The organism is Leisingera sp. M527 (genome assembly GCF_025141525.1).
Taxonomy (GTDB): Bacteria; Pseudomonadota; Alphaproteobacteria; order Rhodobacterales; family Rhodobacteraceae; genus Leisingera.
Genome location: NZ_CP081037.1, coordinates 3,878,498 through 3,904,492, shown reverse-complemented (window position 1 = coordinate 3,904,492; position 25,995 = coordinate 3,878,498). Strand labels below are relative to the sequence as shown.

At 66.0% G+C, this 25,995-nt stretch carries 16 protein-coding genes; 5 read left to right on the top strand and 11 right to left on the bottom strand.

Translation table 11 applies throughout. The annotated features are described in order from the left end of the window. Positions 1-28: 28 nt before the first annotated feature. The 6 genes from arfB to K3555_RS19165 form a co-directional block, all read right to left on the bottom strand. Positions 29-448 (bottom strand): alternative ribosome rescue aminoacyl-tRNA hydrolase ArfB, encoded by a 420-nt coding sequence (arfB, locus tag K3555_RS19190; RefSeq protein WP_259996396.1) that lies wholly within the window; start codon positions 446-448, stop codon positions 29-31. A gap of 246 nt (positions 449-694) precedes the next feature. Then, on the bottom strand, positions 695-1,330 hold the full coding sequence (locus K3555_RS19185; RefSeq protein WP_260006676.1) for a queuosine precursor transporter: 636 nt from the start codon (positions 1,328-1,330) through the stop codon (positions 695-697). A 189-nt stretch (positions 1,331-1,519) separates the two neighbouring features. Further along, on the bottom strand, positions 1,520-2,434 hold the full coding sequence (locus tag K3555_RS19180; RefSeq protein ID WP_260006675.1) for an esterase-like activity of phytase family protein: 915 nt from the start codon (positions 2,432-2,434) through the stop codon (positions 1,520-1,522). Next, positions 2,407-3,276 carry a penicillin-insensitive murein endopeptidase gene (gene mepA / locus K3555_RS19175; protein ID WP_260006674.1) on the bottom strand — a complete coding sequence of 290 codons (870 nt, stop codon included), beginning with the start codon at positions 3,274-3,276 and terminating at the stop codon, positions 2,407-2,409. Before mepA ends, K3555_RS19180 begins: the two co-directional genes overlap by 28 nt. After that, positions 3,273-4,637 carry an MFS transporter gene (locus tag K3555_RS19170; RefSeq protein ID WP_260006673.1) on the bottom strand — a complete coding sequence of 455 codons (1,365 nt, stop codon included), beginning with the start codon at positions 4,635-4,637 and terminating at the stop codon, positions 3,273-3,275. The genes mepA and K3555_RS19170 overlap by 4 nt, the downstream gene beginning before the upstream one ends. 50 nt (positions 4,638-4,687) lie before the next feature. Then, positions 4,688-5,236, bottom strand: coding sequence for an acyl-CoA thioesterase (locus K3555_RS19165; RefSeq protein ID WP_259988264.1), 549 nt, complete (start codon positions 5,234-5,236; stop codon positions 4,688-4,690). 133 nt (positions 5,237-5,369) lie between these two features. Between K3555_RS19165 and K3555_RS19160 the strand changes: the two genes are divergently transcribed. From K3555_RS19160 to yaaA, 3 genes are all read left to right on the top strand, one after another. Further along, entirely contained in the window at positions 5,370-5,657 is a 288-nt protein-coding gene (locus K3555_RS19160; RefSeq protein WP_259988262.1) for a YggT family protein, read from the top strand. A gap of 124 nt (positions 5,658-5,781) precedes the next feature. Continuing rightward, complete coding sequence (recQ, locus tag K3555_RS19155; protein ID WP_260006672.1) at positions 5,782-7,863, top strand: DNA helicase RecQ; 2,082 nt, start codon at positions 5,782-5,784, stop codon at positions 7,861-7,863. A gap of 56 nt (positions 7,864-7,919) precedes the next feature. After that, a complete protein-coding gene (gene yaaA / locus K3555_RS19150) occupies positions 7,920-8,684 on the top strand; it encodes a peroxide stress protein YaaA (protein ID WP_260006671.1) in 765 nt (254 codons plus the stop codon). A gap of 360 nt (positions 8,685-9,044) precedes the next feature. Here yaaA and K3555_RS19145 read toward each other — a convergent pair whose 3' ends face one another. Continuing rightward, a complete protein-coding gene (locus tag K3555_RS19145) occupies positions 9,045-11,333 on the bottom strand; it encodes an ATP-binding protein (protein WP_260006670.1) in 2,289 nt (762 codons plus the stop codon). Between the two features lie 148 nt (positions 11,334-11,481). Between K3555_RS19145 and K3555_RS19140 the strand changes: the two genes are divergently transcribed. Together K3555_RS19140 and pbpC are read left to right on the top strand one after the other, a co-directional pair. Then, positions 11,482-16,932 (top strand): alpha-2-macroglobulin family protein, encoded by a 5,451-nt coding sequence (locus K3555_RS19140; protein WP_260006669.1) that lies wholly within the window; start codon positions 11,482-11,484, stop codon positions 16,930-16,932. A 125-nt stretch (positions 16,933-17,057) separates the two neighbouring features. Next, positions 17,058-19,058 (top strand): penicillin-binding protein 1C, encoded by a 2,001-nt coding sequence (gene pbpC, locus K3555_RS19135; protein ID WP_260006668.1) that lies wholly within the window; start codon positions 17,058-17,060, stop codon positions 19,056-19,058. 180 nt (positions 19,059-19,238) lie between these two features. Here the strand turns inward: pbpC and K3555_RS19130 are convergent, their stop codons facing one another. The 4 genes from K3555_RS19130 to K3555_RS19115 are packed head-to-tail and all read right to left on the bottom strand — an operon-like array spanning position 19,239 to position 25,980. Then, a complete protein-coding gene (locus K3555_RS19130; RefSeq protein WP_260006667.1) occupies positions 19,239-21,281 on the bottom strand; it encodes a hypothetical protein in 2,043 nt (680 codons plus the stop codon). 9 nt (positions 21,282-21,290) lie between these two features. Continuing rightward, positions 21,291-24,074, bottom strand: coding sequence for a DUF4159 domain-containing protein (locus K3555_RS19125; protein ID WP_260006666.1), 2,784 nt, complete (start codon positions 24,072-24,074; stop codon positions 21,291-21,293). Next, entirely contained in the window at positions 24,071-24,976 is a 906-nt protein-coding gene (locus K3555_RS19120; RefSeq protein WP_260006665.1) for a DUF58 domain-containing protein, read from the bottom strand. The genes K3555_RS19125 and K3555_RS19120 overlap by 4 nt, the downstream gene beginning before the upstream one ends. Continuing rightward, positions 24,973-25,980, bottom strand: a complete 1,008-nt coding sequence (locus tag K3555_RS19115) for a MoxR family ATPase (protein ID WP_259988245.1) — start codon at positions 25,978-25,980, stop codon at positions 24,973-24,975. Before K3555_RS19115 ends, K3555_RS19120 begins: the two co-directional genes overlap by 4 nt. Positions 25,981-25,995 lie beyond the last annotated feature (15 nt).

Below are 25,995 nucleotides of genomic sequence, written 5' to 3'. Positions count from 1 at the left end.
GAGCGGGCGGCGGGTGCAATCCGCCGGATCAATCCGGGTCGATTTTACCGCGCGTCGCCTTCAGGCCGCCGCGCTGTTTCTTGGCCTCAAGCCGCCGCTTGACCGAGCCGCGGGTGGGTTTGGTGGCAATGCGCCGCTTGGGCGCCACCAGCGCCTTGCGCACTAGCTCGGCCAGCCGCTCGCGCACGATTTCGCGGTTGCGCTGCTGCGACCGGGTCTCGTCGCATTGCAGGATGATCGCGCCTTCCTTGGTCCAGCGGCGCCCGGCCAGCCGTCTCAGCCGGTTTTTGACCGCAGGTGTCAGCGCAGGCGAGCGTTCGGCCTCGAACCGCAGTTCCACCGCGGTGGCCACTTTGTTCACATTCTGCCCGCCGGGGCCCGAGGCGCGGACAAAGCTCTCGGTGAGTTCCCAATCCTGCAGGGTGATTTGCGCGTCAACGTGGATCATGGCTCAGTCGGTAATCGAAAAGGGCTGTTCCCACACGCGGGAACAGCCCTTCGAGATGATAGGAGGTGCACCGGTTAGGTCAGCACCAATTCAGGGGTCTATACGCGCCAAGGGCTGCCTCGGCCGCACACCTTCTGAACTGTTCCGGCACTGCTCTCCATAGCTTCTCTAGACAATGGGCACCTCCTTTCTGAATGTTTCGTGTGATTCCAGCCTGCCATAGATTCGGTTAATGTCAAAACAAAATCATGTGGTCTTTGCGGTCAGTTTACGCACGATGATGCGGAAGGGCACAAGGGCGGCCAAAGCAAGCGACAGTTTCACCAGCCAATCGGCCGCGGCAAGCGAGACCCACAGGGGGGCCATAGGGCCGATGCCCAGCAGCGGCAGCACCTCAGCGGCCCAGGCGACATCGTTGCCGGGCTCGAGCCAGGCAAGCGCACCTGAGAAGGCAATGGTGAAAAAAATTGCTGTGTCCACCGAAGAACCGGCCAGCGTGGACGCCAGCGGTGCGCGCCACCATTTGCCTGTCCGCAGGGCGGAAAAGACAGCAACGTCCAACAGCTGGGCGGTGAGGAAGGCAAGGCCGGAGCCAAGTGCAATCCGCAGCGTTACGGCCGGATAGGTGAAGCCGTCGCCCTGCAGCATGATTTGAGTGCCGATCAGCGAGCAGATGACCCCGGCAAGGAAACCGGCCAGCACCACCTTGCGGGCCGCTGCGGTGCCATAGACCCGGTTCATCACGTCAGTGACCAGGAAAGCGATGGGATAGGTGAAGGCGCCCCAGGTCAGCCATTGGCCGAACAGGAATTGCACCAGGATGTTGGACGCCACAACGACGGCGGCCATGGCAGCGATGCCGGGAATATGTGAGCGGGTCATGGGCCGGATCCATTTTTCAAGGCCGCGGGCATCATGACTGCCACGGCAGAAGACTGGCCGTTTAAACCGGACGTCCTGCTGCTGCAAGCATCCTGCAGGGCAGCGGCTCCCGCCCGTTCGGGCGCATTTCAGGAAATGCACACTCCCGGTTGGGCCCGGCGCCGCTGGCGCGGCGCCGGGGACTGGTGGTCAGCGGGGCAGCGCGTATTCTACTATTTCGGTGCGTTGAAAGGGCAGGAAATTGTCGTCCGACACCATCGTGGCGCGCAGGCGCCCGGTTCCATCCGCCCAAACCGACAGCCCTTCCAGATTGTCATGGGTGCGGGCGCGGGTCTGCAGCAGAATCGCCTCGTTCGCGGGCCCTGCGGCGGTGATGTCCCAGCGGCGCAACCGGCTGCGGAGGCCAAACAGGGTAAAGTCGCGTTCCAGGAGATAGAACCGCCCATCAGGGCCGAAATCGGCATCCACCGGCAGAAAACCACCCTCGGGCGGCAGGCTGAAGGGGCGCGACCAGCGGCGGCCGTTCCAGCGCCAGACCGGGATCTGCCCGTGTTTGTCCAAGGCGCGTTCGGGCAAGGTATACAGCCGCCCGCGGGCATCGATGGCCAGGGTTTCCAGCGATTTTTTAGGCGGCAGGCCGCGAAAGGCCTTGGGGCGCGGCAGCACCGTGGCGCGGCCTTCGGGGCTATGGTACCGCGCCACCCGTGCGGCACCTTCAAAGGAGATATAGCGGCTGCCGTCCGCCGCCACCGCCAGCCCTTCGCTGTCGCCGGCAAAGCCCCGGAGCGTTTTGCCGGTAGAGGCCCGCAGTTCATGCGCGCGCCGGGCCGTGATGCCGGAAATCAGACCCTGGCTGCGTTGGATCCGGGTTGTCACCAGTGTCGCGCGGTCGCTGAGCACGGTCATGGACTTGCCGCCGTCACTAAGCTTGAGCGCCGAGAACCCGCCGAACCAGCGCTGGTTCAGTTTCCAGGTATAGCTGCTGAGGTGCTGCGCCTTGCCTGCTGCCGCAGCCGCGGGGCGGTTTGCCGCATAGGCCGCTGCTGCCAGACCGGCAGCAGCAGTGAAGGCCAGGATCAGTTTGATTGCAGAACGGCGGCGCATTGCTTGGGCAGGTCCGAAAGGGTGTAATCGCGTCTCGGTTTAGGCTTTGGCGCGTTGGGGTCAACTGGTTTCGGCGGCGGCGGGTTCAGGATGTCATTGACCCAGCGCTGGGCATCGGCGCAGCCGTCGCCCTTGGGCGGGGCCGCCTGATCGGCACAACCGCGCGCGCCGCGCGGACAGGCCAGCCGCACGTGGAAGTGATAGTGATGCCCCCACCAGGGCCGGATCTTGCGCAGCCAGCGGCGGTCGCCCTTTGCGTCCTTGCACATCTGCACCTTGGCGCCGGGAAAGACAAAGATCCGCGCCACCCGTTTATCCTGCGCCGCGGCTTTCAGGATTTCATGATGGGCACGGGTCCAGCTGGAGTTCACATAGGCGCCCTTGGCCCGGCGCATCGAGATTGAGGAGATGTTTTCCCGCGCACCGCGGCTGAGGTTCAGCCGGTCCGGCGGCCGCATCCAGATGTCGATATCGAGACCGATCTGATGGCTGCGGTGGCCCGACAGCATCGGCCCGCCGCGCGGCTGGCTGATGTCGCCGATATACAGCCCCTTCCAGCCGCGCTGTTTGGCGGCCACGCGGCTCAGGTCCTGAACAAAATCAATTGCCGCCGGGTGCCCCCAGTTGCGGTTGCGGCTAAGGCGCATCGCCTGCCAGGTCGGGCCGGTTTCGGGCAATTGGGCGGCGCCGGCAACGCAGCCCTTGGCATAAGAGCCGAACGGCGCGGGGCGCTGCTGCGAGGCGCTTGGCTTGGCTCCGAACAGGGCCTTGGCCGGGGTTTGCGCACTTGCCGGACTGTATAAGCCCGCAACCGCTAAACATATGGCAAGAAACAGTTTCAATCCTGATCTCCTTCTCCTTGAACCCAGAACAACAGTACCAATCCGATCAGAAACAGCCCGATCACGGGGGTGATCCCCAGCCGGGCGCTGCCGGTCACCGTGGTGGCCAGGCCGATCAGCGCCGGCGCCAGAAAGGCCGTGGCGCGTCCCGACAGGCCATAAAGGCCAAAACTTTCGGTCGCGTCCGCAGGGCTGGTGTGGCGTACCATCAGGCTGCGGCTGGCGGCTTGCAAGATACCGCCAAAGCCGCCGATCAGCATGCCGCAGCCGAAAAACACCGTGTCAGGCAGGGTAGAGCCTTCTGCCAGCGTTATGCCGAAAATCTGGTTTCGCGACATATTGACGATGATCAGGCAGACAAAGGCTAGCACCAGGATTGAGGTGATGATCACCGGCTTCGGGCCCAGCCGCCGGTCTGCCTTGCCGCCCAGCCAGCTGAAGACAGTGGCGGCAAAGGCGGCGACAATGCCGAAGATGCCGATCTGGGTGATCTCCCAGCCCAGCACCAGCTTGGCGTAGACACCGCCAAAACCGTACAAGCCGTTCAGCGCGTCGCGGTAAAACATCGACGAGCCAAGATAGGTTGCCAGGCTCAGCCGGTGGCGCAGGCTGACAACCAGCGTGACCACCATTTGCCAGGCTTTGCCCAGGCTGGCCTTGCGCCCGGTGGCGCCGCGGTCCTGGACCCACAGAAAGTAGGGAACCATGAAAACAGCAAACCAGACGGCGGTAAAAGGGCCGACAGCACGGGTGCCCTCTTTTGCCTCGGCATCCAATCCCAGCGCCGGGCTAAGGCCGATCAGCGTCTTGCCCGAGCTTTGCTCGACAAACAGCAAAAGCATGATGAACAGCGCAATCACCCCGCCAAGATAGCCGAATGCAAAGCCGGAGCCAGAGACCGCCCCAACGTCCTCGCGGCTGGCAAGCGTCGGCAGCTGCGCATTGACAAAGATCAGCGCAAACTCGGCACCGATAAAGCCAAAACCAAAGCTGACCAGCATCCACCACAGGTTGCTTCCCGCAGGGTCCATGTACCACAGCCCCCAGGCACCGATCAGATACATCAGCGAAAACACCATGATCCAAGGCAGGCGGCGCCCGGTGATATCGGCCAGCGCACCCAGAAACGGCGCGCCAAAGGCGATGATCAGACCGGTCACGGTCAGGCACAGCGACCAGACAGTCTGCGCCTGCGCCTTGGCAGCCTCGCCCGCCAGCCCCTGGGTCATAAAGTAATCCGCGGCCGCAGCGGCAAAGAACGGGCTGAAAACAAACGTCACCAGCAGCGTCTGATACGGCTGGCTGGCCCAGTCAAAGAACCACCATCCCCAGATCCGCTTGCGCGTGGATACCTGCTGCATGCCCGGCCTCTTTTTATCGTTGCCCTCAGGTATGGCAGGCGGGCAGGGGCCTAGGCAAGCCCGTCCTGCATCGGCGGCCAGGGCCGGCCGCCATCCGCTTGGCACCAATCCTTGATCCAGCCGGGCAATTCGGGTGAGTTTTCAGCGTCCTGCCCCAATGCCGCCAGCACCTTGGCGGGCGGTACGATGCCCTTGCGGTCCGTGACTGCGGTGCGCAGCATCACATGGCTGGCGCAGTCGCCGTTTTTCTTCCACATCGACTGTTCGACATAGATGAACTTGTCATCCCAGCCCGCCGCGCGGCTGCGCATCTCGAACTTCTCAAAGCCGCGGATGCGGCGGCGATAGCGCACCGAAGACCCTGCCACCGTCAGCCCCCAGCGGTTTTTCTTCAGCGCACCGATCAGCCCCGCCCGCTGCGCCAGCATGGTGCGGCCCAGGTCATACAGTGTCATGGTGCGGCCGTTGTTCAGCTCCATCCACATGTCCAGGTCCCACGGCCAGCAGATGTGGTGCGAGACATGCAGCCCGGTGATCGCCAGCCGCGGCATCCGGCTGGCCAGAACGGTATCCTTGATCAGGCGGAATATCGGGTACATACGCAAGGCCTCCTGTTTCGCTTGTGCCCGTGATGCCACCCGTTTACAGCGCGTCAACCGCAACCTCGCGGAAGCCTTGCGCATTTCACCGCGCCTGCTTACCTGTGTGGCTGTTCGAAAAAGGGAATTACAGATGGTCTCGCTGTTCCAAATCCTGATGCTGATCCTGGACATTGTCTGGTTCTTCATCATTGCCCATGTGATCATGAGCTGGCTGATCAACTTCCAGGTGCTGAACCTGCACCAGCAGCTGGTGGCCCAGATCTGGTACATGCTGAACCGGATTCTTGAGCCGCTCTATGCTCCGGTGCGCCGGATTATGCCGAACATGGGCGGCATCGACCTGGCGCCGCTGGCTGTACTGATTGGCGTCTATGCACTGCGCATCATCCTGGTGAACAACGTCTCGGCCTTTTACTGATCTCAGCGTTCCGGCCCGGCGGCTTTCGCCGGGCTTTTGCGCGCCAGCCCTTGCCGGCTGATACCTCCTGTGGGATTGTGCCTGCCAACAAGAGCAGACCACCACATTGAGGCCCATCGCCCCCATGACAGCCCCGGCATCCCCGGCAGAGTTAGCCGCGCCAGCCCTGACAGGCGCGTCCCCGATCCTGCGCGAGATCTTCGGCTTTGACGCCTTCCGTCCCGGCCAGGAGGAAATCGTCGACGCCGTGACCGCGGGCGAAAACGTGCTGGCAATCATGCCCACCGGCGGCGGCAAATCCCTGTGCTTCCAACTGCCTGCGCTGCTGCGCGACGGAGTCACTGTGGTGATCTCGCCGCTGATTGCGCTGATGCGCGATCAGGTCCGTGCGCTGCAAGAGGCGGGTGTGACCGCCGGCGCGCTCACCTCCGGCAACACCGAGGAAGAAACCGAAGCGGTGTGGCAGGCGATCGAGGCCGGCCGCCTGAAACTCCTCTATATGGCGCCGGAACGCCTCGCCTCAGGGGCCGCGATGGGGATGCTGCGCCGGATCGGCGTCAGCATGATTGCGGTGGATGAGGCGCATTGCGTCAGCCAATGGGGCCATGACTTCCGCCCCGACTACCTGCGCATCGGCGAATTGCGCCGCGCCCTGGACGTGCCGCTGGCTGCCTTCACCGCCACCGCGGATCAGGAAACCCAGGAAGAGATTGTCCAGAAACTGTTTGACGGCGAGGCTCCCCGCAGCTTCCTGCGCGGTTTTGACCGGCCCAATATTCACCTGGCCTTTGGTGCCAAGGACAGCCCGCGCCGCCAGATTCTGGAATTTGCCGCCGCCCGCAAGGGCCAGTCCGGCATCGTCTATTGCGGCACCCGCGCCAAGACCGAAGCACTGTCTGCAGCCCTGCGCGAAGGTGGCCACTCCGCCTGTTTCTACCACGGCGGCATGGACGCCGAGGACCGCCGCATTGTTGAGACCCGCTTTGCCCGCGAGGACGGCTTGATCGTGGTTGCTACCGTGGCCTTCGGAATGGGGATCGACAAACCGGACATCCGCTGGGTTGCCCACGCTGACCTGCCCAAAAGCATCGAGGCCTATTACCAGGAAATCGGCCGCGCGGGCCGTGATGGGGCACCTGCGGAAACCCTGACTCTGTTCGGCCCCGACGACATCCGCCTGCGCCGGACCCAGGTGGACGAGGGGTTGGCCCCGCCGGAACGCCGCGCCGCGGACCATGCCCGGCTGAATGCGTTGCTTGGTCTGGCCGAGGCGCTGCGCTGCCGCCGCCAGAAGCTGCTGGCCTATTTCGGCGAGGAGTCAAACCCCTGCGGCAATTGCGACCTCTGCGACACGCCCGCGGATGTGTTCGATGGCACCACTGTGGTCAGGAAGGCGCTGTCAGCGGTGCTGCGGACCGAGGAATGGTTCGGCTCGGGCCATCTGATCGACATCCTTTTGGGCGCTGACAACGAGCGGATCCGGGCCAAGCGCCATGACCAGCTGTCGGTCTATGGCTGCGGCAAGGAATTCGGCAAGCGCCAGTGGCAGGCGGTGTTCCGGCAGATGATGGGCCACGACCTGCTGCGCCCCGATCCGGAACGCCACGGCGCGCTCCGCTTCACGGAATCCGCCCTGCCGATCCTGCGCGGCGAGCAGTCGATCGAGCTGCGCCGCGACACCATCAAGGCGGCTGAGCGCCGCCCCGCAGTGAAGGCACTGGTTTCGGAAGAAGACGCGCCGCTGCTGTCGGCGCTGAAGTCCAAACGCCGCGCCCTGGCCGAGGCGCAGAAAGTGCCGGCTTATGTGATCTTTCCCGACCGCACCCTGATCGAGATGGCCGAGACCCGCCCGGAAACGCTGGACCAGATGGCGCGTGTGAACGGCGTCGGCGCCAAGAAGCTGGAGCGCTATGGTGATGATTTCCTGAGCGTGATCACCGGCGCCGCCGAGCAGCTGCATCCCGCAAGGCGCAGGCTGGCCGGGAGCGGGTCCGGTTCGGTTTACGACTCGCTGCTGGAAGTGCAGGCACAGCTTGCCCGCGGGGATTGCGGCACCATGAAACCGCTCAGCTGTTCCGCGTCGTTGCTTGCGAAAGTGGCGCAGTTGCGCGCCGGTGATGAGGCGGGGATCACAAGACTGTTAGGGGAGCGCCGCGCCGAACGTTTCGCGGCGGCGTTTCTGGACGTCCTGCGCAGCGCGGGCTAGGGTCGCGCCAAGGAAGCCGGGCCTGGCAGCCGGGCCAAGAATTCAAAGGGGCAGATATGCTGGTAGTGACCTCTCCGGCCAAGAAGCTGGACTGGGCGGAACGGGATCAGGACATGACCTGGCCCGCGCTGCATGACGACGCGGTAGAGCTGGCAGAGGTGGCCCACGGACAATCCGTGGCGGATCTGATGAAGCTGATGCATATCAGCGAAGATCTGGCCAAGCTGAATCACGCACGGTTTCAAGAGTTTACTGCGGATCCGGCAACCGCGGCCACCCGCCCGGCGGCGCTGGCCTTCGCCGGCGATACCTACCAGGGCCTGGAGGCGTCTTCGCTTGATGCTGATGAAATGGCCTGGGCGCAGGAGCATTTCCGCATCCTGTCAGGTCTTTATGGTGTGCTGCGTCCCTTGGACGCGATGCAGCCCTACCGGCTGGAAATGGGATCGCGTCTGAAAAATGCGCGCGGCAAAAACCTCTATGAATTCTGGGGGAGCCGGATTTCCGCGGCACTGAATGCGCAGGCGGATGCGGTAAATGCCAGCGTGCTGGTCAACTGTGCCAGCCAGGAGTATTTCGGAGCAGTGGATTTAGCAGCGCTGAAGCCGAGTATCGTCACTCCGGTGTTCATGGAAGACAAGAACGGCACCCCCAAGGTGGTGAGTTTCTACGCCAAGCGCGCCCGCGGCGCGATGGCGCGGTTCATTATCCAGAACCGGCTGACAGATGCGGAGAGCCTCAAAGAATTTGATGCTGGCGGCTACGTGTTTCAGCCGGGAATGTCGGACCCTGGCAAACCTGTCTTTTTGCGCAGCGCCTGAGGCAGGAGAAAGGCTCCCGCCCGCTCCGGCACATTCAAAGAATGCACCTTCACGGTTGGGCGTGGCAGCGCGCTCTGCGCGCTGCCACGCCCAAGGCCGCACAAGGGCGGTGCCGGCGCAGCCGGTGCGCCTGCGGGCGCGGGAGAGTTTCGCCGTTGTTAAATACCGGCCGGGTGATGGAAAAGGCGTACGCTGCAAACGGATGGGAGAAGACCTGGAAAAGCCGGATCCTGGCGGCGCCCGGCAACCGGGACACAGCTCAGCACTGTGCCAAGAGCAGAAGCCCTGGCGCACCCTGAGAACAGTTTAGTTCAAAGATTGACCGCCATGGCGTGGCGGCGGCGGGGGAGACCTGTCAGCTCAGAGTGCTTGGGCGGCTGCCGGGGCAGGCGGGCCGTCTTGATCCAACGCCTGTGTCCCGTCAGGCGCACAGGCGCGGATCTTTTCGTGGATCAGCGCCTTGCGCAACGGCTTGGTCAGGTAATGGTCCAGGCCGGCCGCAAGGATACCATCTGAATCGCCTGCCATCGCATGTGCGGTCAAGGCAACAATCGGGATATGGCCGCCGGTGTCCGCCTCGATACTGCGGATCCTGGCGGTGGCTTCCTTGCCGTCCATCATTGGCATCGATATATCCATGAAAATCAGATCCGGGCGGAACGCCTGGAAGGCTTCGACCGCCTCCAGCCCGTTGCTGGCAAACTTGAGCTCTATGTTCAGCTCTTTCACCATTTTGCTGAACACCAGTTGATTGGTCTTGTTGTCCTCTGCTGCCAGCACCCGCATCCGGCGGATTTCCGGGTCCGGCGGCGGGCCGGCGGATGGTCCGGTCTGCTGTGCCTCAAGACCTGCTTGCGGTGCCATCGCCCTGTCTGCCGTCAGCGGGTCCTGCAGCGGAGCCTCGCAGCCGGGGCCGGCAGCACCGGCGCCCAGCTTGGCCAGCTGGTTGAAAAGATCGTCCCGCGGCGCCGGGGTTTGCAGCACCCCGTCTGCCAGCTGGCGGATTTCCGGATCATTGGCACCATGCGGGCCGGAATTCAGCATCAGCACCGGCACCCCGCGCCAGGATCCGGATTTCAGATCCCTTGCCAGCTGCACGCCATCCAGCCCGGGCAGGTTGTGGCCGCTGATGACAAGATCAATATTGCCGTGCATCGCAGCAAGCGCGCCAGGCGCGGTTTCGGCCGTGGTAACCTGAATGCCCAGCATCAGCAGATGCTTTTGCAGGATCTCGCGGTTAAGCGGCGCATCATCCGCCAGCAGCACATGGCGCAGCGCGCTGGGCAGCTTCGGCAAGGCCCGCTCAGCGGATCCTTCAAGGGGCAGCGGCAAGCGGAAGCCGAAACAGGAGCCTTTGCCTTCCTCACTGTCGACCCAGATCTCGCCGCCCATCAATTCGATCAGCCGCTTGGAGATCGCCAGCCCCAGCCCGGTGCCTTCAAACTTGCGGTTGCGCTCATCTTCGACCTGGTTGAATTCGCCGAAAATATGCTCGATCTTCTCTTCCGGGATGCCGATGCCGGTGTCCTCGATCGAAATATGCACCGCGCATTGCTTGTCATCAGGCGACGAAACACCGGTCACCCGCAGGGTCACATGGCCCTCCTTGGTGAACTTCACCGCATTGCCGGCCAGATTGGTCAGTACCTGCCGGATCCGGCCTGGATCGCCGGTAAAGCGGGTTGGCAGGAACAGGTCGTAATCGACCAGCAGCGTCAGCCCCTTGTCCCGCGCGGTGGGCTGCAGCAGCATCACCACCTCGTGCAGGCTGCGTTCCAGGTCAAAGGGTTCTGGATGCAGCTCCAGCTTGTCGGCTTCGATCTTGGAATAGTCGAGCACGTCATTGATGATGACCAGCAGCGCTTCGCCCGAGTTTTTGATGGTGTTGGCATAAAGCCGCTGTTCCTCGTCCAGCTCGGTATCGCTCAGCAGCTCTGCCATGCCCACCACCCCGTTCATCGGGGTGCGGATCTCATGGCTCATATTGGCAAGGAAGGCGGATTTTGCCCGGTTTGCCGCTTCGGCGCGGGCGCGGGCGCCGCGCAGGTCCTTTTCATACTGCACGGTCGAAGTGATATCGAGCGCAAGCGTCACCACATCGCCGCCGTGGCCGCGCTGATCGATCAGCCGCAAGTACCGCTCATCCCACAGCTGGATCACCACCGGTTCGGGCGAAGGCGAAAGCCAGCGCTCACTCATCATTTCGCGCCAGGCATCGGTGCCCAGCTCGCCGGTATTGATCAGCCCTTCGTCGGTCAGAAGCTGCAGGATCCGCACATAGGAGATACCGGGCGAGACCTCTTCCAGCCCGTCGAAGATATTGAGGTAGGCGGTGTTCGCCCCGATCAGACTGCCATCAGAATCAAAAAAGGCAAATCCGTCCTGAAACGCCTGGATCGAATGCCACAGCCGCCGTTCGGCAGTCTCAACCTTTTCATGCGCTGTATCGAGGTCGGATTTCACCTTGGCGTTTTCATCGCGCACGGTGGCCACTTCGGCCTGGGTCTGGCCGATCTGCTTGGTCAATGCCAGCGCATGGCGGCCCAGCTTGCGGTTGGCAGCAGATAGCTCCGCCTGCTTCAGCTCAAGCAGCCGCTCGGCGGCCAGCCGGGCCCGTCTTTCTTCCGCTAATTTGTCGGCAAGGGGCATCCCTGCGAACTCCGGCAATACATTAACACGAACAGCGCGCGGCAATTCCGCACGCCAGAGACAGCAGGGCTGCCCTTACGTGTTACGCGGGTGAATCTTGCTATGACGTTAAGCCCGTGCCAGCCTGCGCCAAGTATTGGAGGGTGCCATGCCGCGTCTGTTTGCTTCGGTTCTACTGTATATTATTGCTTTTATTGCGTTTCTGCCCGCTGCCTGGGCCGGGCCGGAGGTTCCCGGTTTCCGGTACAAGGCTTTTGCCAACACCGATTTCTTCGGCTCGGACCTGCAGCCGCTGTTCGACACGGATGTCGAGTCCTGCGCGCGGGCGTGTTCTGCCCAGACGGATTGCGCCGGTTTTGTGTTCAACCAAAAGGCAAATGCCTGTTTTCCAAAATCCGCGCTGACTCAGCCCAGTACCTATGAGGGCGCCTTTTCGGCTCTGAAACAGCCGGCAACCGGCGGGCTTCAGGCAGAGGCCGCCATGCGGGCAGGCCGGCTGGACGCAATCCCGGACCTGGAGTTGCCGCGCGCGGCCGGGTTTGCCCAGTCGCTGGGCCTGGCCTATCCGCTGACCACAGAGGACGCCGCCAAGGCGGTTTCGGCGGCCCGTTCGCTGTTTCGTGCCGCAGAGCCGCTTGCGGCGTTGCGCTGGATGGGGCAGGCCGTGGTGCTGACTGACTCTGCTCAGGATTGGACCCGTTTCTCGGCCTATTTGCTGCGGGCTGCCAAAGACTCCGGCAACCGTTCCCAGCAGCACCGTTTCCGGCAGGAAGCTTACTTGGCGGCCCTCAATGGCTACTTACGGGCAGCGGCACCGGCAGATCAGGCGCAGGCCCTGCGTCAGGCCGCCGAAGCGGTAGAGGCACTTGGCCGCGGCCGCGAGATGCTGCCGCTGCTGCGCCTGGCTGACAACATCATTCCGCTTAAGGCGAATGCCGAGATGATCCACTATGCGATCCGGAAATACGGTTTTCGCGTGACTGGCTCCACGGTCGAAAGCGACAGTGCAGCCCCCCGTATCTGCGCTGAATTCTCCGAAGATCTGGAACAGGCCGGAACCGATTACGAAAACTATGTGCGCTTGGCCGGCAGTAGTCTGGCAGTCACCGCATCCGGCCGGCAGCTGTGTTTTGACGGGGTGGAGCACGGCAAACGCTACCAGCTGACCCTGCGCCGCGGGTTGCCGGCGGCCAGCGGCGAGCAGCTCTATAAAGATGTGGAACTGACCCATTACGTGCGCGACCGCGCGCCCAAGGTCCGCTTCCCGGGCCGCGCCTATGTGCTGCCCGCGGGCGCTGCTGCGGCGCTGCCGGTGGAAACCGTGAACCTGACGGAATTGGACCTGCGCCTGCGCCGGGTCAGCAGCCGCAACGTGCTGCGCACCCTGCAGGAGGGGTATTTTGCCAAGCCGCTTTCCCAGTGGGAGGACAAGCATTTCGCCTCCGATATCGCCGAGGAGATCTGGCAGGGCAGCGCCGAGGTGGACACTGCGCTCAATCAGGCGATGACCAGCCGTCTGCCGCTGGAAGATGCCCTGACTGGGCAAAAGACACCGGGTCTGTACGCCCTTACCGCACGGGTACCGGGTGCCGACCCTTATGACGACGCCGGTGCCACGCAATGGTTTGTGCTGACCACCCTGGGTCTCAGCACCATGTCCGGCAGCGATGGCCTGCATGTGCAGGTGCAGGGCCTGGCGGACGCCAAACCGCAGGCCGGTGCCGAGGTCAGTTTGATCTCCAGCGCTAATGAGGTTCTGGCAACTGAAACAAGCGACGCCAGCGGCTATGTCCGTTTTAGGCCCGGCCTGACGCGCGGTACCGGCGGCGCGTCACCGGCGCTGATCACTGCCCGGGCGGGGGAGGGCGATTTCACCTTCCTGCCCCTGAACGATGCCGCTTTTGATCTGTCAGACCGCGGCGTGGCCGGCCGGCCCGCGCCGGGGCCGGTGGATGTCTTCCTCGCCACTACCCGCGGCGCCTACCGTGCGGGCGAAACCGTGCATGTGACCGCATTGGCGCGTGACGACAGGGCGCAGGCGATCGTGGGCCTGCCGCTCACCGCAATCCTGCTGCGCCCTGACGGGGTGGAATACACCCGCCAGACCTCATCCGCAGGCCATCAGGGCGGCCATGTCTTTGCCCTGCCCACCGGCCCCGCCGCCCCGCGCGGCACCTGGCGGATCGAAATCAAAAGCGACCTCAAGGCCCCCGCGCTCGCCAGCCGCCAGATCCTGGTCGAGGATTTCCTGCCAGAACGCATCGACTTTGCGCAAGAGGTCACCAATGCAGACACCCTCCAGCCCGGCAGTGCAGCGCAGATTGCACTGCAGGCAGACTACCTGTTCGGCGCGCCGGGTGCCGGGCTGAAGGTGGAAGGAGACATCCGCCTCACTGCCGCTAATACCCTGGATCAATGGCCGGGTTTCCGCTTTGGCCGCTATGATACGGCCTCCTCTGCCCAGACCGGATTTTTCGGCGGCCAGGAAACCGGCACTGATGGCAGCGCGGCCTTTGCTGTAAATCTGCCCGCTGCGGCCCCGGCAGAAGGCAAGCCGCTCATGGCCACTCTCACCACCCGCGTCGCCGATGGCGCCGCCCGCCCGGTGGAACGCTCAGTGGACATCCCTGTCCGTCCCGCCGGTCCGGTCCTCGGCATAAAGCCGCAGTTTGACGAGGTTGCGGCAGAAGGCTCCGAGGCAGGCTTTGAACTCATCGCCCTGTCGCCGGACCTGACGCCGATGCCGATGCGTGTCAAATGGACCCTGAACCGGGTCGAGACCCGCTATCAGTGGTATCAGCTTTACGGCAATTGGAATTGGGAACCCATAACGCGCCGCACCCGCATCGCGACGGGCGAGGCGCAGCTGGGCAGCGATCCCCTGCCGCTGTCTCAGCCAGTCGGTTGGGGGCGTTATGAAATGGTAGTGGAACGTTTGGACGGCGCCTATGCTTCTGCCGCTTATGACTTCTACGCCGGCTGGTATGCCCCCGAAGGCAGCACCGGGACGCCCGCCAGGCTGGAGCTGTCGCTGGACCGCAAAAGCTATGCACCCGGCGACACCGCCCGCCTGCGCATCGTGCCGCAAGCGGCAGGCACCGCGCTGGTCTCGGTGGTATCGAACCACCTGATCCACCGCATGGCTGTCGATGTCCCCGCCGGCGAAACCGTGATCCCGCTGCAGGTGACACAGGACTGGGGCAGCGGCGCCTATGTGACCGCCACCATAATCCAGCCTGTTGCAGGCGACCGGGGCCGCACCCCGCTGCGCGCCCTAGGGCTGGCCCACGCAAGCGTCACTCAGCCCGGTCAGCAGCTGGAGGTGACGATTGACGTCCCCGGCGTGGCCCGCCCGCGCGGCACGCAAGTGGCGAAACTTCGCGTGGAGGGCGCGGCAGGGGGCGATGAAGCCTGGCTCACCGTCGCCGCCGTGGACCTTGGCATCCTCAACCTCACCGGCTTCACCAGTCCCGATCCCAGCGCGCATTATTATGGCCAGCGCAGGCTGGGGATGGAGCTGCGCGACATCTATGGCCGCCTCATCGACCCCGGCAACGGCGCCATGGGCCGCATCCGCTCCGGCGGTGATTCTGACAGCGGCCTCAAGATGCAATCGCCGCCGCCCACGCAGGACCTGGTGGCCCTGTTCTCCGGTCCGTTGAAAGTAGACGCCAATGGCGCAGCGGAGTTTCCGCTGACCCTGCCCGCCTTCAACGGCACCGTGCGGCTGATGGCCGTCGCCTGGTCCGGCCGCGCTGTCGGTCAGGCCGAGGCCGACATGCTGGTGCGCGACCCGGTGGTGGTCACCGCCTCGCTGCCGCGCTTCCTGGCGCCCGGCGATGAAAGCCGCGCAAGGATCGAGATCGTCCATGCCGACGGCCCTGCCGGAGACATGGCGCTGACCGCCAGCACCGCAGGCGGTCTGACGCTGGGCAGCCTGCCCGCCTCCGTCACCTTGGCGGAACAGGGCAAGACAGTGCTGGAACTGCCGGTGACGGCAGAAACCGTTGGCGACCACGAACTTACCCTTACCCTCACCACCCCGGACGGGCAGGAGCTGCGTCAAAACCTGCGTCTGCCGGTCCGTGCCAATGATCCGGTGGTCTCTGAAACCCGCCGCTTCACGCTCGCAGGCGGTGACACTTTCCTGTTCAGCAAGGACGTCTTCACCGGCCTGCGCCCCGGTACCGCCCGCGCCGCCATCTCCTCTGGCCCGTTGGCCAAATTCGACGTGCCGGGTCTGCTGGCAGAGTTGGACCAGTACCCCTATGGCTGCACCGAACAGGTGACCTCCAAGGCGCTGCCGCTCCTCTACCTCAGCAGCGTCGCGCAGGCAGCAGGGCTGGGCGGCGGCCCGGCGGTGGACGCCCGCATCAACGCCGCCATCCGCAAGGTGCTGACCCGCCAGGCCTCCAGCGGCGCCTTTGGTCTCTGGCGCGCCGACAGCGGTGAGTTCTGGCTGGACGCCTATGCCAGCGACTTCCTCAGCCGCGCGCGTTCGCAAGGCTACGCCGTGCCGCAACAGGCCTTCGCTCAGGCGATGGACAACCTGCGCAACCGCATCAACTACGCCCCCGACTTCGACACCGGCGGCGAGGAGATTGCCTATGCCCTTCATGTTCTGGCGCGCGAGGGTGCGGCCCGGATGGGCGACCTGCGCTATTACGCCGATGTGAAGGGTGAGGCCTTTGCCACCCCGCTTGCTGCCGCTCAATTGGGCGCGGCCCTTGCAGCCTATGGCGACCAGCGCCGTGCGGACCGGATGTTCACCCGCGCCGCGCAGATGATCGGGGCTGAAGGGCAAAAGGACAGCCGCCTCTGGCGCGCCGACTTTGGCACCGCTTTGCGCGATACTGCCGGCGTTCTGGCCCTTGCCGCCGAGGCCGGGTCCGAGGCTGTGGACCGCGTCAGGCTGTCGTCGCGGCTTGCTAACGCCAGCGGCCATCGCTCCACGCAGGAGTCTGCCTGGACCCTGATGGCCGCTCACACGCTGACCCGGACCCCCGAGGATTCTGGCTTGCTGGTCAACGGTCAGCCCGTTCAGGGGCCATTTGTGCAGGCTGCAGACGGGCAAAACACGCCGGAGCTGGCGCTGACTGCCGCCAGCGGGCGGACTGCGGAGATCACCCTCACCACGCTTGGCGTGCCACAGGTCCCGCCGGCCGCGGGCGGCTTCGGCTACACCATCGAACGCAGCTACTACACGCTGGAGGGCCAGCCGCTGGACGTGCAGTCTGTCACTACAGGCGCGCGTTTTGTCACCGTCCTGCGGGTGAAACCGCATGGGAAGACCGGTGCGAGGCTGATGATCAACGATCCATTGCCTGCTGGGTTCGAGATCGACAATCCGAACCTCTTGCGCTCTGGCGACCTGCGCGATCTGGACTGGCTGAACCCGGCCGGGGCCGAACACACCGAATTCCGCAGCGACCGCTTTCTGGCGGCTGTGAATATGCGCGATGCCGCGCCGGTGACATTGGCCTATATCGCCCGCGCGGTGACGCCCGGCGTGTTCCACCACCCGGCAGCCTCGGTCGAGGACATGTACCGCCCCGCTTATCGCGCCCGCACGGCGGCAGGCCGTGTGGAAGTCAGGTGAAGCGCTGGTGGAAAAGAACTGGCGGCAGCGCCCGTCCCGCCCCCCACGCGGCGGGACGGGCGCTGCCCGGCCTTCGGCCAGGCAAAAGATGGGAATGGTATACCGCTACTTTAGCGGTCCTGCTTGTGGCTGCTTTCACGGCGTGGCGCAGCTTCGACGCTTGGATCGACAACACAGATCTTCCCCTCAGCCTCGCCGAAACCTCCACCGAGGTGCTCGACCGCAACGGCAAGCTCCTGCGCGCCTACCCAGTCGGCACAGGCCTCTGGCGTCTCGCTGTCCAGCCCGAGGACGTCGATCCGCGCTTCCTCGGCATGCTGCTGCGCTACGAGGACAAGCGCTTCCGCTCCCACGCCGGTGTCGACCCCATTGCCCTGCTGCGCGCCGCAGGTCAGGCGCTTTGGAATGGCCGCGCGGTCTCCGGCGGCTCTACCCTGACCATGCAGGTGGCGCGCCTATTGGAGGACGGCACCACCGGCCGCTGGGCCGGCAAGCTGCGCCAGATGCGGGTGGCGCTGGCGCTGGAACGCCGCCTCAGCAAGGACGGGATCCTCACCCTCTACCTGACCCACGCTCCCTATGGCGGCGCGGCAGAGGGTATCCGCGCGGCAGCCTACAGCTGGTTCGGTAAAGAACCCAAACGCCTCACCCCGGCAGAAGCGGCGCTGCTGGTTGCCCTGCCGCAATCCCCCGAACGCCGCCGCCCCGACCGTTTCCCAGAGGCCGCCAGCGAGGCCCGCGACCGGGTGCTCGCCCGGATGCAGCGCCAGGGCCTTCTGAGCGAAGAACAGGCCGAGGCCGCCCGCCGCACCCCGCTGCCGCACCAAATGGCGGCCTTTCCTCGGCTGGCACCGCATTTGGCGGACCGGGTGAAGGCACAGCACCCTGGTAAGCGGCAGATCAGGCTGACCATCGACAGCGCGGTGCAATCCCGGATGCAACAGTTGCTGGCAGAGGCCGCCCGCAGCACCACCCCGAGTCTCTCCGCTGCGCTGATCGCCGCGGACCACCAGACCGGCGAAGTGCTGGCGCTGGTTGGTTCTCCCGGCTATTCCGATGCGCAAAGGCGCGGCTTTGTCGACATGACACAGGCGATCCGCTCTCCCGGTTCGACCCTGAAACCGCTGATTTACGGCCTCGCCTTCGATCAGGGGCTGGCGCATCCGGAAACCCTGATCCACGACGGTCCCGTCAACTTCGCAGGCTACGCGCCGCAGAATTTCGATGGTGAGTTCCGCGGCGACATAAGGGTGCGTAAAGCGCTGCAGCTATCGCTCAACATCCCAGTGGTGAAGCTGACGCAGGAGCTGGGACCGGCGCGCGTGCTGGCATCTTTGCGCGCTGGCGGCGCCAAGCCGGAGCTGCCCGGCGGCGCCCCTGGCCTGGCGCTGTCGCTGGGCGGGCTGGGCATCAGCCTGCAAGACATGGTGCAGCTTTACGCCGGGCTGGCAGCAGGCGGGCAGGGACCGGCCTTGCGCATGCTGCAGGGCGAAGCGCCCGCGACTGCAGGCCGCCTGACCTCGCCCGAGGCCGCCTGGCAAGTCGCAGACATCCTGCGCGGCCTGCCGGTGCCTGCAGGTGTGCGCCGCGGCACCATCGCCTATAAGACCGGCACCTCTTATGGCCACCGCGATGCCTGGGCGATCGGTTGGGACGGGCACCACGTGATCGGCGTCTGGATGGGCCGTGCCGACGGCACGCCTGTTCCCGGTATCTTTGGCGGTGACCTTGCAGCGCCGGTGCTGTTTGAAGCATTTGGCCGCCTGAAACCCGCCCTCGACCCGCTGCCGCCGCCGCCCCCCGCCACGCTGATCGTCAGCTCGGCCGAATTGCCGCAGCCCCTGCAGCGCTTCCGCTCCCGCGATGCCGCCTTCTCGGAACCCGAAGATGCGCCGGAACTGATCTTCCCGCCCGAAGGCGCCCGGCTGATGCTGGAAGGCGCGGACCTGACACTGAAACTCCGCGGCGGCACCGCGCCGTTTCTGGTGATGGCAAACGGCCTGCCGGTGCTGACGGGACAGCGCCGGCGCGAGTTCTCCCTGCCCAGCCCCGGCCCTGGTTTTTCTTCGCTGGTGATTGTCGATGGTGCAGGCCGGTCTGACCGGGTTGACCTGCGGATAGACTAATGCGGGTGGCGTCAATCGACGCGGGGCACTGCCGGGCAGAGGTGTTTCGCTTCGGGCTGCGCCCGAAGCGACCCGCGCCGCGCCTTTGGCGCGGCGCTTGGCCCAACTTTCGCGGGGTTCCGGCAGGAAACCTGCGATGGGCGGGAGGACCCCGCCCGTTGTGAAACCGGTTGAAACCGCCTACCGCCGCCCTTCCCGCAGCCAGCCCGCGACGATAAAGAAAGACGCCATAACCAGCGCCAGCCAGCCGGGCAGCAGCGGTCCTTGGCTGACCGAGAGAGTCTCATATGCCGCGCGCGGCGTAAGTCCGATCCAGCCGCGTCCCGCCGCCGGGCGCCCGGCCCGCACGTTGCGCAAGGACGGCAACCCGTCCTCCAGCCGCAGCACACCGCCGCGCAAAGGTTCCAGAACCGGCGCCAGCACTTCGCCGGTGGCAATGGTTTCCTCGAATTCTTTCGGTGCCGCGGGCCCCAGCCCGGCCACTGCCGTCTCGCCGCCTTCTTCCAGCCGGTACAGCCCGGCTTCCGGGCCTTCATAACGGGTCTCCCACTGTCCCGGTGCAGTCTGGCGCAGCGCCAGCTCCACAGTGGAGCCATCCGGGTTGGTCACCGTCACCGGCCCTGCCTGACCGGCAAGCGTGCGGCGCAGGATACGCATCCGCTGGCCCGAGGCCTCAGACCACAGTGCTTCCTCCTCCAGTTCCGGTTCCTTCATCATCCAATGGGCGAGACGGCGCAGCAGTTCCAGCTGCGGCCCGCCGCCTTCATAGCCGCGGCTCCACAGCCAGGCATGATCCGAAGCCAAGAGCGCCACCCGCCCCTCGCCCACCCGGTTCAGCACCAGAAGGGGGCGTTCGCCCGCGCCGTTCATCAGCACATGGCCCTCGGGGCGGCGCAGCTCAACCTGGCGCAGCCAGCGGCCCCAGTCCGCAGCCCCCTCCAGGCCTGAGGTCACCGGATGCTGCTTGCCCAGATCCGTCACTTCCGGGCGGTAGGCCTCTTCCAGCACCCGCGCCGAGGGTTCGGCGGGAAGGATCAGCGACAGCGGCGAGCGGTAGATGCTGTCGGCGCTGGCAAAATCGGGGCCGGCGGCCACCAGCACCGCGCCGCCGCCCATCGCGTAATTGGCCACATTGTCCAGATAGACCGCAGGCAGGATGCCGCGCCGCTTGTAGCGGTCAAAGATGATCAGGTCGAAATCGTCGATTTTCTCCAGGAACAGCTCGCGCGTCGGGAAGGCGATCAGCGACAGCTCCTCCACCGGCACGCCATCCTGTTTTTCCGGCGGGCGCAGGATGGTGAAATGCACCAGATCCACGGCGCTGTCGGATTTCAACAGGTTGCGCCAGGTGCGCCCGCCCGCGTGCGGTTCGCCCGAGACCAGCAGCACCCGCAGCCGGTCGCGCACCCCGTTGATCTGCACCAAGGCCTGGTTGTTGCGCGCCGTCAGCTCGCCCGGCTCTTCCGGCACGCTGAACCTGATTACATTGCGCCCGCCGTGCTGCAGCACCATCGGCAGCTCGAAATCGACGCCGATTGGCAGGGTGAAACGCTGCGGCGCGTCGCCGCCGACTGAAATGTTCAGATCCGCAAAGCCGCCCTGAACCGGCACCGCACCCTGATCCTCGATCCGCAGCGTCAGCTTCACCGGCTCGCCGATGATCGCAAAGCCGGGGGCGTTTTTCACGATCAGGCGGCGGTCCCAATCGTCTTTTCGGCCCGTCAGCAGCAAATGCATCGGCGCAGGCAGGTTCAGCACCTGATCCGCGTCATGCACTTGCCCGTCGGACAGAGCAATGATGCCGGCCACCCGCGCCCGCGGCTCATCCGCCAGTGCCCCGGCCACTGCCGCCATCAGCCGTGTGCCCGCGTCGCCTTCACTGTCCGGAACGGTGACCCAGCGCACCTCAGTGCCTGCCCGGGCCGCCAATGCAGCCTTCAGCTGGGTCCGTGCCCGCGCCAGCTGTTCCGGGCGGCCGCGCAGCTGCTGGCTGGCAGTCTGGTCCTCGGCCACAATCACGATGTCGCTGAAAGGGGCGCGATCCTCGCTCTGATGCACCGGGCCTGCCAGCGCGGCCAGCAGTACAAGCGCCGCCAGCGCCCGCAGCGCCCAGCCGGACAGCCCTTTCCACAGGCCCAGCACCAGCGCCGCCAGGGTTATGGCACCCGCAGCCCAGATCACCGGCCATGGCACCAGCGGGTCAAACAGGATCGTCTGTGTCATCGGGTTCCCCTATTGCCCCAGCCGGTCCAGCAGTGCGGGCACATGCACCTGGTCGGATTTGTAATTGCCGGTCAGCACATGCATCACCAGGTTGACGCCGAACCGGAACGCCAGTTCGCGCTGCCGCTCGCCGGCATAGCCGCGTCCGACCGGCAGCAAGGGCCGCCCGTTGCCGTCCACCGCCCAGGCCGCCGCCCAGTCGTTGCCGCCGATCACCACCGGCGTCACTCCGTCGTTGAGGTTGCGGAACGGGATGCCCTCGGCCTGTTCGGCATCCGGCGGTGCGGCCTCGACCCAGACCGGGCCGCGGCTGTGGCGGCCGGGAAAGGCTTGCAGCAGGTAAAAGGCGCGGGTCAGCACATGGTCCTCCGGCAGCACTTCCAGCGGCGGCACGTCCAGCGGCAGCGCAATCTGCTGGAGCCGCCGCGCCGCCGGGCTGGTGGCGCCAGAGACCGCCAGATCCGCATCCCGGGTGTCGAACAGGATCATGCCGCCCGCCCGTAAATATGCGTTCAGCTTGCCGTAAGCCTGGGACGAGGGCAGCGGTTGATCCCGCGTGACCGGCCAGTACAGAAGCGGATAAAACGCCAGCTCATCGCGCTCCAGATCGACGCCCGCCGGGGCTGCAGGCTCGACCGAGGTGCGGAAGAACAGCGTCTCGGACAATCCGCGCAGGCCGGCCGCTGCGATGCGGTCCACCTGCCGGTCGCCGGTCAGCACATGCGCCAGCACCAGTTCCGAGGCCAGCTCCGCCGCTCTGAAATCTTCAGGCGCCGCTACGTTCTGCGCCTGCAGCTCCTGCGGCGCGGCCCATGCCGCCAGCCCCAGCGCAGCCGCCAGAGCCGCAGTCCGGGCACCGCCCAGCAGGCCGGAGAGTGCCAGCGTACCCAGCACATCCAGTGCCAAGAGTCCCAGCGCCAGCGTCAGCAGCGCGCCGCCCAGCGGCAGCTCCTGCGGCGCGTCATAGCTGCTGACCGCAACCGAGGCAGGCCAGCGCGCCGCCAGCAGCTCGTCGCCCGGACGCAGCACATTGCGGGCCAGCATCCGGCGCCCGCCATCATAGACGCCGGGGCGCAGCTCCGGCCCGGCGGGTGCTGCCACCAGATCCGGTCCTTTGACGCCGGGCAGGGTTTCCGCCGCCGCCAGCCGGCCAAAGCCGTCCAGCACTTCAACCGGGGTCCAGGTGGTGCCCTCCAGGTCCGCAGCCGTAGGTGCGGCGGCAGAGGAAGACACCGCCAGCCGCTCCAGCATCGACACAAACAGGCCGGACAGCGGCAGGCTGCTCCACTCTGCATTGGCGGTCACGTGAAACAGCACCACCTGTCCCTGGCCCAGCGTCTTGCGGGTGACCAGCGGCGTACCGTCGCCCAGTTCGGCAATCACCCGGTCCGCCAGCTGCGGATCGGGCTGTGCCACCACCTGCGAGCTGATCGCGACCTCGCCCGGCACCGCCAGCCCGTAGAAGGGCGAGGTCTCGGCAAAGGGTGCCAGTGTCTTCGGCTCGCCCCAGCTCATCGCGCCGCCAATGCTGCGGCCGCCAATGCGCAACCGCACCGGCATCAGGGGTTCTTCGCCGCTGCGCGCGGTGTCGCTGGCGGCCAGCCTTGGCCCTGCAAAGCGCAACAGGAGACCGCCGTTTTCCACCCATGTGATCACCGCCTCTTCCTGTGCGGGCGCCAGCCGCGCCACATCCGCCAGCACGATCACATCCGGGTTGGCAGGCAGCAGATCCGTTAGCGCGCCTTCCAGCAGCTCGGCAGAAGGCGCCAGCGCCTGGCGCAGGTAATGCAGCGGCGACAGCAGCGCCAACGCCTCATCTGCGCTTTCAGAGGAGACCAGCGCCACCTCGCGCCGCCGCAGGCTGTCATCGGTCAGCGCCACTGCGCCTGCGGATTTCACATCGCGGATTTCGAACCGCGACAGCCGCGCGCGCAGCTCGGCCGGCAGCGACAGCTCAGCCGTGGCGCTGCGGGCGCCATCCGCAAACCGCAGCGGCAGCACCGCCAGGCTGCGCGCGGTGCCGCCGGGGTCTTTGCCCTGCGCGACCACCGAAACCTCCTGTGCAGGCCCGGCGCGGCTGCGCTGCACAGTCAGTTCGATCGCCCCGCCGGAATAGCTGGCGGGCTGCAGCCCCAGCACCGGCAGCGGCTGCTCAAAAACTTCGATATCACCACGGCGGCCCAGGGCTTCGATCACTCTGCCGCGGTCCGGATACGCCAGCCCGTCGCTGAACCAGACGGTGTCAAATCCGCCCTCTGCCGCGGCAATCGCGGCCACGGTCTGCTGCAGCTGATCCGGCCCCGGCTGCCAGGGCAGCGGCGCCAGCCCGGCCAATTGCCGCTGCCAGTCGCTGGCAGCGCGGAATTGCAAGGGTTCCGGCGCGCTCAGCCGCAGGACGGCCACCGGGCGTCCGGCGCGGCCCGCCTCCTCCAGCTGCGCCGCGGCCTGGGCGCTGGTCTGTTTCCAGCCCGCAGCTCCGCCCCAGCTGGCATCCATCACGATCAGCAGCGGCCCGCGGCCGCCTGCCTCTTCGGTTGCGGGATTGAGCACCGGTCCCGCCAGCCCGATGATCGCCGCCGCCACCGCCAGTATCCGCAGCAGCAACAGCCACCAGGGGGTGCGGTCCGACAGGCTCTCGTCGTCCTTGAGGCCCAGCAGCAGCGTCACCGCCGGAAACAGCTGGCGCTTGGGGGCGGGCGGTATCGCACGCAACAGCAGCCACAGCACCGGCAAAGCCAAGAGCCCCAGCAAAAGCCAGGGCGCGGTAAAACCGATGCCTGCAATCATTGTCATGGCGCGGTCCGCTCCAATGCGTGGTAAAGCCACATCAGCGCATTTTGCGCCGTATCGCCGGTGTGATGCTGGCCGAACCGCCAGCCGGCCTCGCGGCACAGGCGCTCCAGCACGCTGCGGCGCTCGGCCAGCCGGTCCAGATAGCGCTCCTGCAGCGCCGAGGCCTTCAATGTTTCATGTGTGACACCGCCCTTGATGCTTTCAAACACCGTGCGCCCGGAGAACGGAAAGGCCTCCTCTGCCGGGTCCAGCACCTGCAACAGCACCCCGCGCACGCCGCGTGCCGCAGCCTTGGACAGCGCCTGCTCCATCGGTTCGGACGGTCCCAGGAAATCCGAAATGAACAATGCGCGGGCATGCGGGATCAGGGCGCGGTCGTTCGGCGGCGCGTATTCCTGTTCCGCGTCGTCCGAGAGCGCCTCGGCCAGCCGCAGGATCTGCACATTGCCGCGCCGGGGCGGCAGGGTGCCGCCGGTCAGGCCAACCCGCTCGCCGCCCTGCACCATCAGCACCGAGGCCGCCAGCGCCAGCAACCTGGCGCGGTCTGCCTTCTGCGGCAGCTTTGGCGTGGAGGCAAAGCGCATTGAGGCGCCGGTATCCACCCACAGATGCACCGTCTGGGAAATCTGCCACTCCCGCTCGCGCACAAACTGGATGTCGCCGCGGGCCGAACGCCGGTGGTCGATCATCCGGCGGCTGTCGCCCGCTTGCGCAGGCCGGTACTGCCAGAAATCATCCCCCGTGCCCGCGCGGCGGCGGCCATGCTCCCCCATCAGGACAGACCCGGCCAAATGCCGCGCCTGCACCAGCAAGGGCGGCAGGGCGCTGGCCGCGGCCTCGGCCCGGTGCCGCAGCCCTGCTGCTGCCCCAGAGGCCGGAACGGAGGCGGTTTCTCTGGTCACGCGGCGGCACCGGTGCGGGCCAGATCAGCGGCGGTTTCGGCAATCAGGGCCGCCAGGCTGTCACCGCGCGCCCGCGCCGCAAAGTTCAACTGCATCCGGTGGCTCAGCACCGGCTGCGCCATGTCCAGCACGTCCTCGGTATTGGGCGCCAGCCGCCCCTGCAGCAGCGCCCGTGCCCGGACCGCCAGCATCAGCGCCTGCGCCGCCCGCGGACCCGGCCCCCAGGCCACGGTCTGCGCCACATGGTCGGACACGCCGGGTTCTTCGGGGCGGAAGGCGCGCACCAGATCCAGGATCATCTCGACCACCGATTCCCCCACCGGCATCCGCCGCAACAGGGTCTGCGCGCCGATCAGCTCCGCTGCCGTAAACACCTGATAAGCCTCGGCCTCATCGGCGCCGGTGGTGGCCAGCAGAATATCCCGCTCGGTCGCACGGTCCGGGTAATTCACGTCGATCTGCAACAGGAACCGGTCCAGCTGCGCCTCGGGCAGCGGATAGGTGCCCTCCTGCTCAATCGGGTTCTGGGTCGCCAGCACATGGAACGGCGCGCCCAAGGGCCGGTCCTCGCCCGCCACCGTCACCATCCGCTCCTGCATCGCCTGCAGCAGCGCCGACTGGGTGCGCGGGCTGGCGCGGTTGATCTCATCCGCCATCAAGAGCTGGCAGAACACCGGCCCCGGCACAAACCGGAACGAGCGGTGGCCGTCCTCTGCCGTGTCCAGCACCTCGGAGCCAAGAATATCCGCCGGCATCAGGTCCGGGGTGAACTGGATCCGGCTGCCATCCAGCCCCATCACCGTGCTGAGCGTCTCTACCAGCCGGGTTTTTCCAAGGCCGGGCAGGCCGATCAGCAGCCCGTGGCCGCCGCACAAGAGCACCGACAGCGTCAGGTCCACCACCCGTTCCTGCCCGATAAAGCGCTTGGTGATTGACGCGCGCGCCTGTTGCAGCTTGGCTTCCAGCGCCTCGATGCCGGCCAGCAGATCGTCCGTTTCAGGCATGACATTCCTCGTTTC

What these genes read in the sequence shown, in the direction of transcription:
- arfB (WP_259996396.1), bottom strand. Translation starts at nt 448, where the DNA reads ATGATCCACGTTGACGCGCAAATCACCCTGCAGGATTGGGAACTCACC.
- K3555_RS19185 (WP_260006676.1), bottom strand. Translation starts at nt 1,330, where the DNA reads ATGACCCGCTCACATATTCCCGGCATCGCTGCCATGGCCGCCGTCGTT.
- K3555_RS19180 (WP_260006675.1), bottom strand. Translation starts at nt 2,434, where the DNA reads ATGCGCCGCCGTTCTGCAATCAAACTGATCCTGGCCTTCACTGCTGCT.
- K3555_RS19170 (WP_260006673.1), bottom strand. Translation starts at nt 4,637, where the DNA reads ATGCAGCAGGTATCCACGCGCAAGCGGATCTGGGGATGGTGGTTCTTT.
- K3555_RS19165 (WP_259988264.1), bottom strand. Translation starts at nt 5,236, where the DNA reads ATGTACCCGATATTCCGCCTGATCAAGGATACCGTTCTGGCCAGCCGG.
- K3555_RS19160 (WP_259988262.1), top strand. Translation starts at nt 5,370, where the DNA reads ATGGTCTCGCTGTTCCAAATCCTGATGCTGATCCTGGACATTGTCTGG.
- recQ (WP_260006672.1), top strand. Translation starts at nt 5,782, where the DNA reads ATGACAGCCCCGGCATCCCCGGCAGAGTTAGCCGCGCCAGCCCTGACA.
- yaaA (WP_260006671.1), top strand. Translation starts at nt 7,920, where the DNA reads ATGCTGGTAGTGACCTCTCCGGCCAAGAAGCTGGACTGGGCGGAACGG.
- K3555_RS19145 (WP_260006670.1), bottom strand. Translation starts at nt 11,333, where the DNA reads ATGCCCCTTGCCGACAAATTAGCGGAAGAAAGACGGGCCCGGCTGGCC.
- K3555_RS19140 (WP_260006669.1), top strand. Translation starts at nt 11,482, where the DNA reads ATGCCGCGTCTGTTTGCTTCGGTTCTACTGTATATTATTGCTTTTATT.
- K3555_RS19130 (WP_260006667.1), bottom strand. Translation starts at nt 21,281, where the DNA reads ATGACACAGACGATCCTGTTTGACCCGCTGGTGCCATGGCCGGTGATC.
- K3555_RS19125 (WP_260006666.1), bottom strand. Translation starts at nt 24,074, where the DNA reads ATGACAATGATTGCAGGCATCGGTTTTACCGCGCCCTGGCTTTTGCTG.
- K3555_RS19115 (WP_259988245.1), bottom strand. Translation starts at nt 25,980, where the DNA reads ATGCCTGAAACGGACGATCTGCTGGCCGGCATCGAGGCGCTGGAAGCC.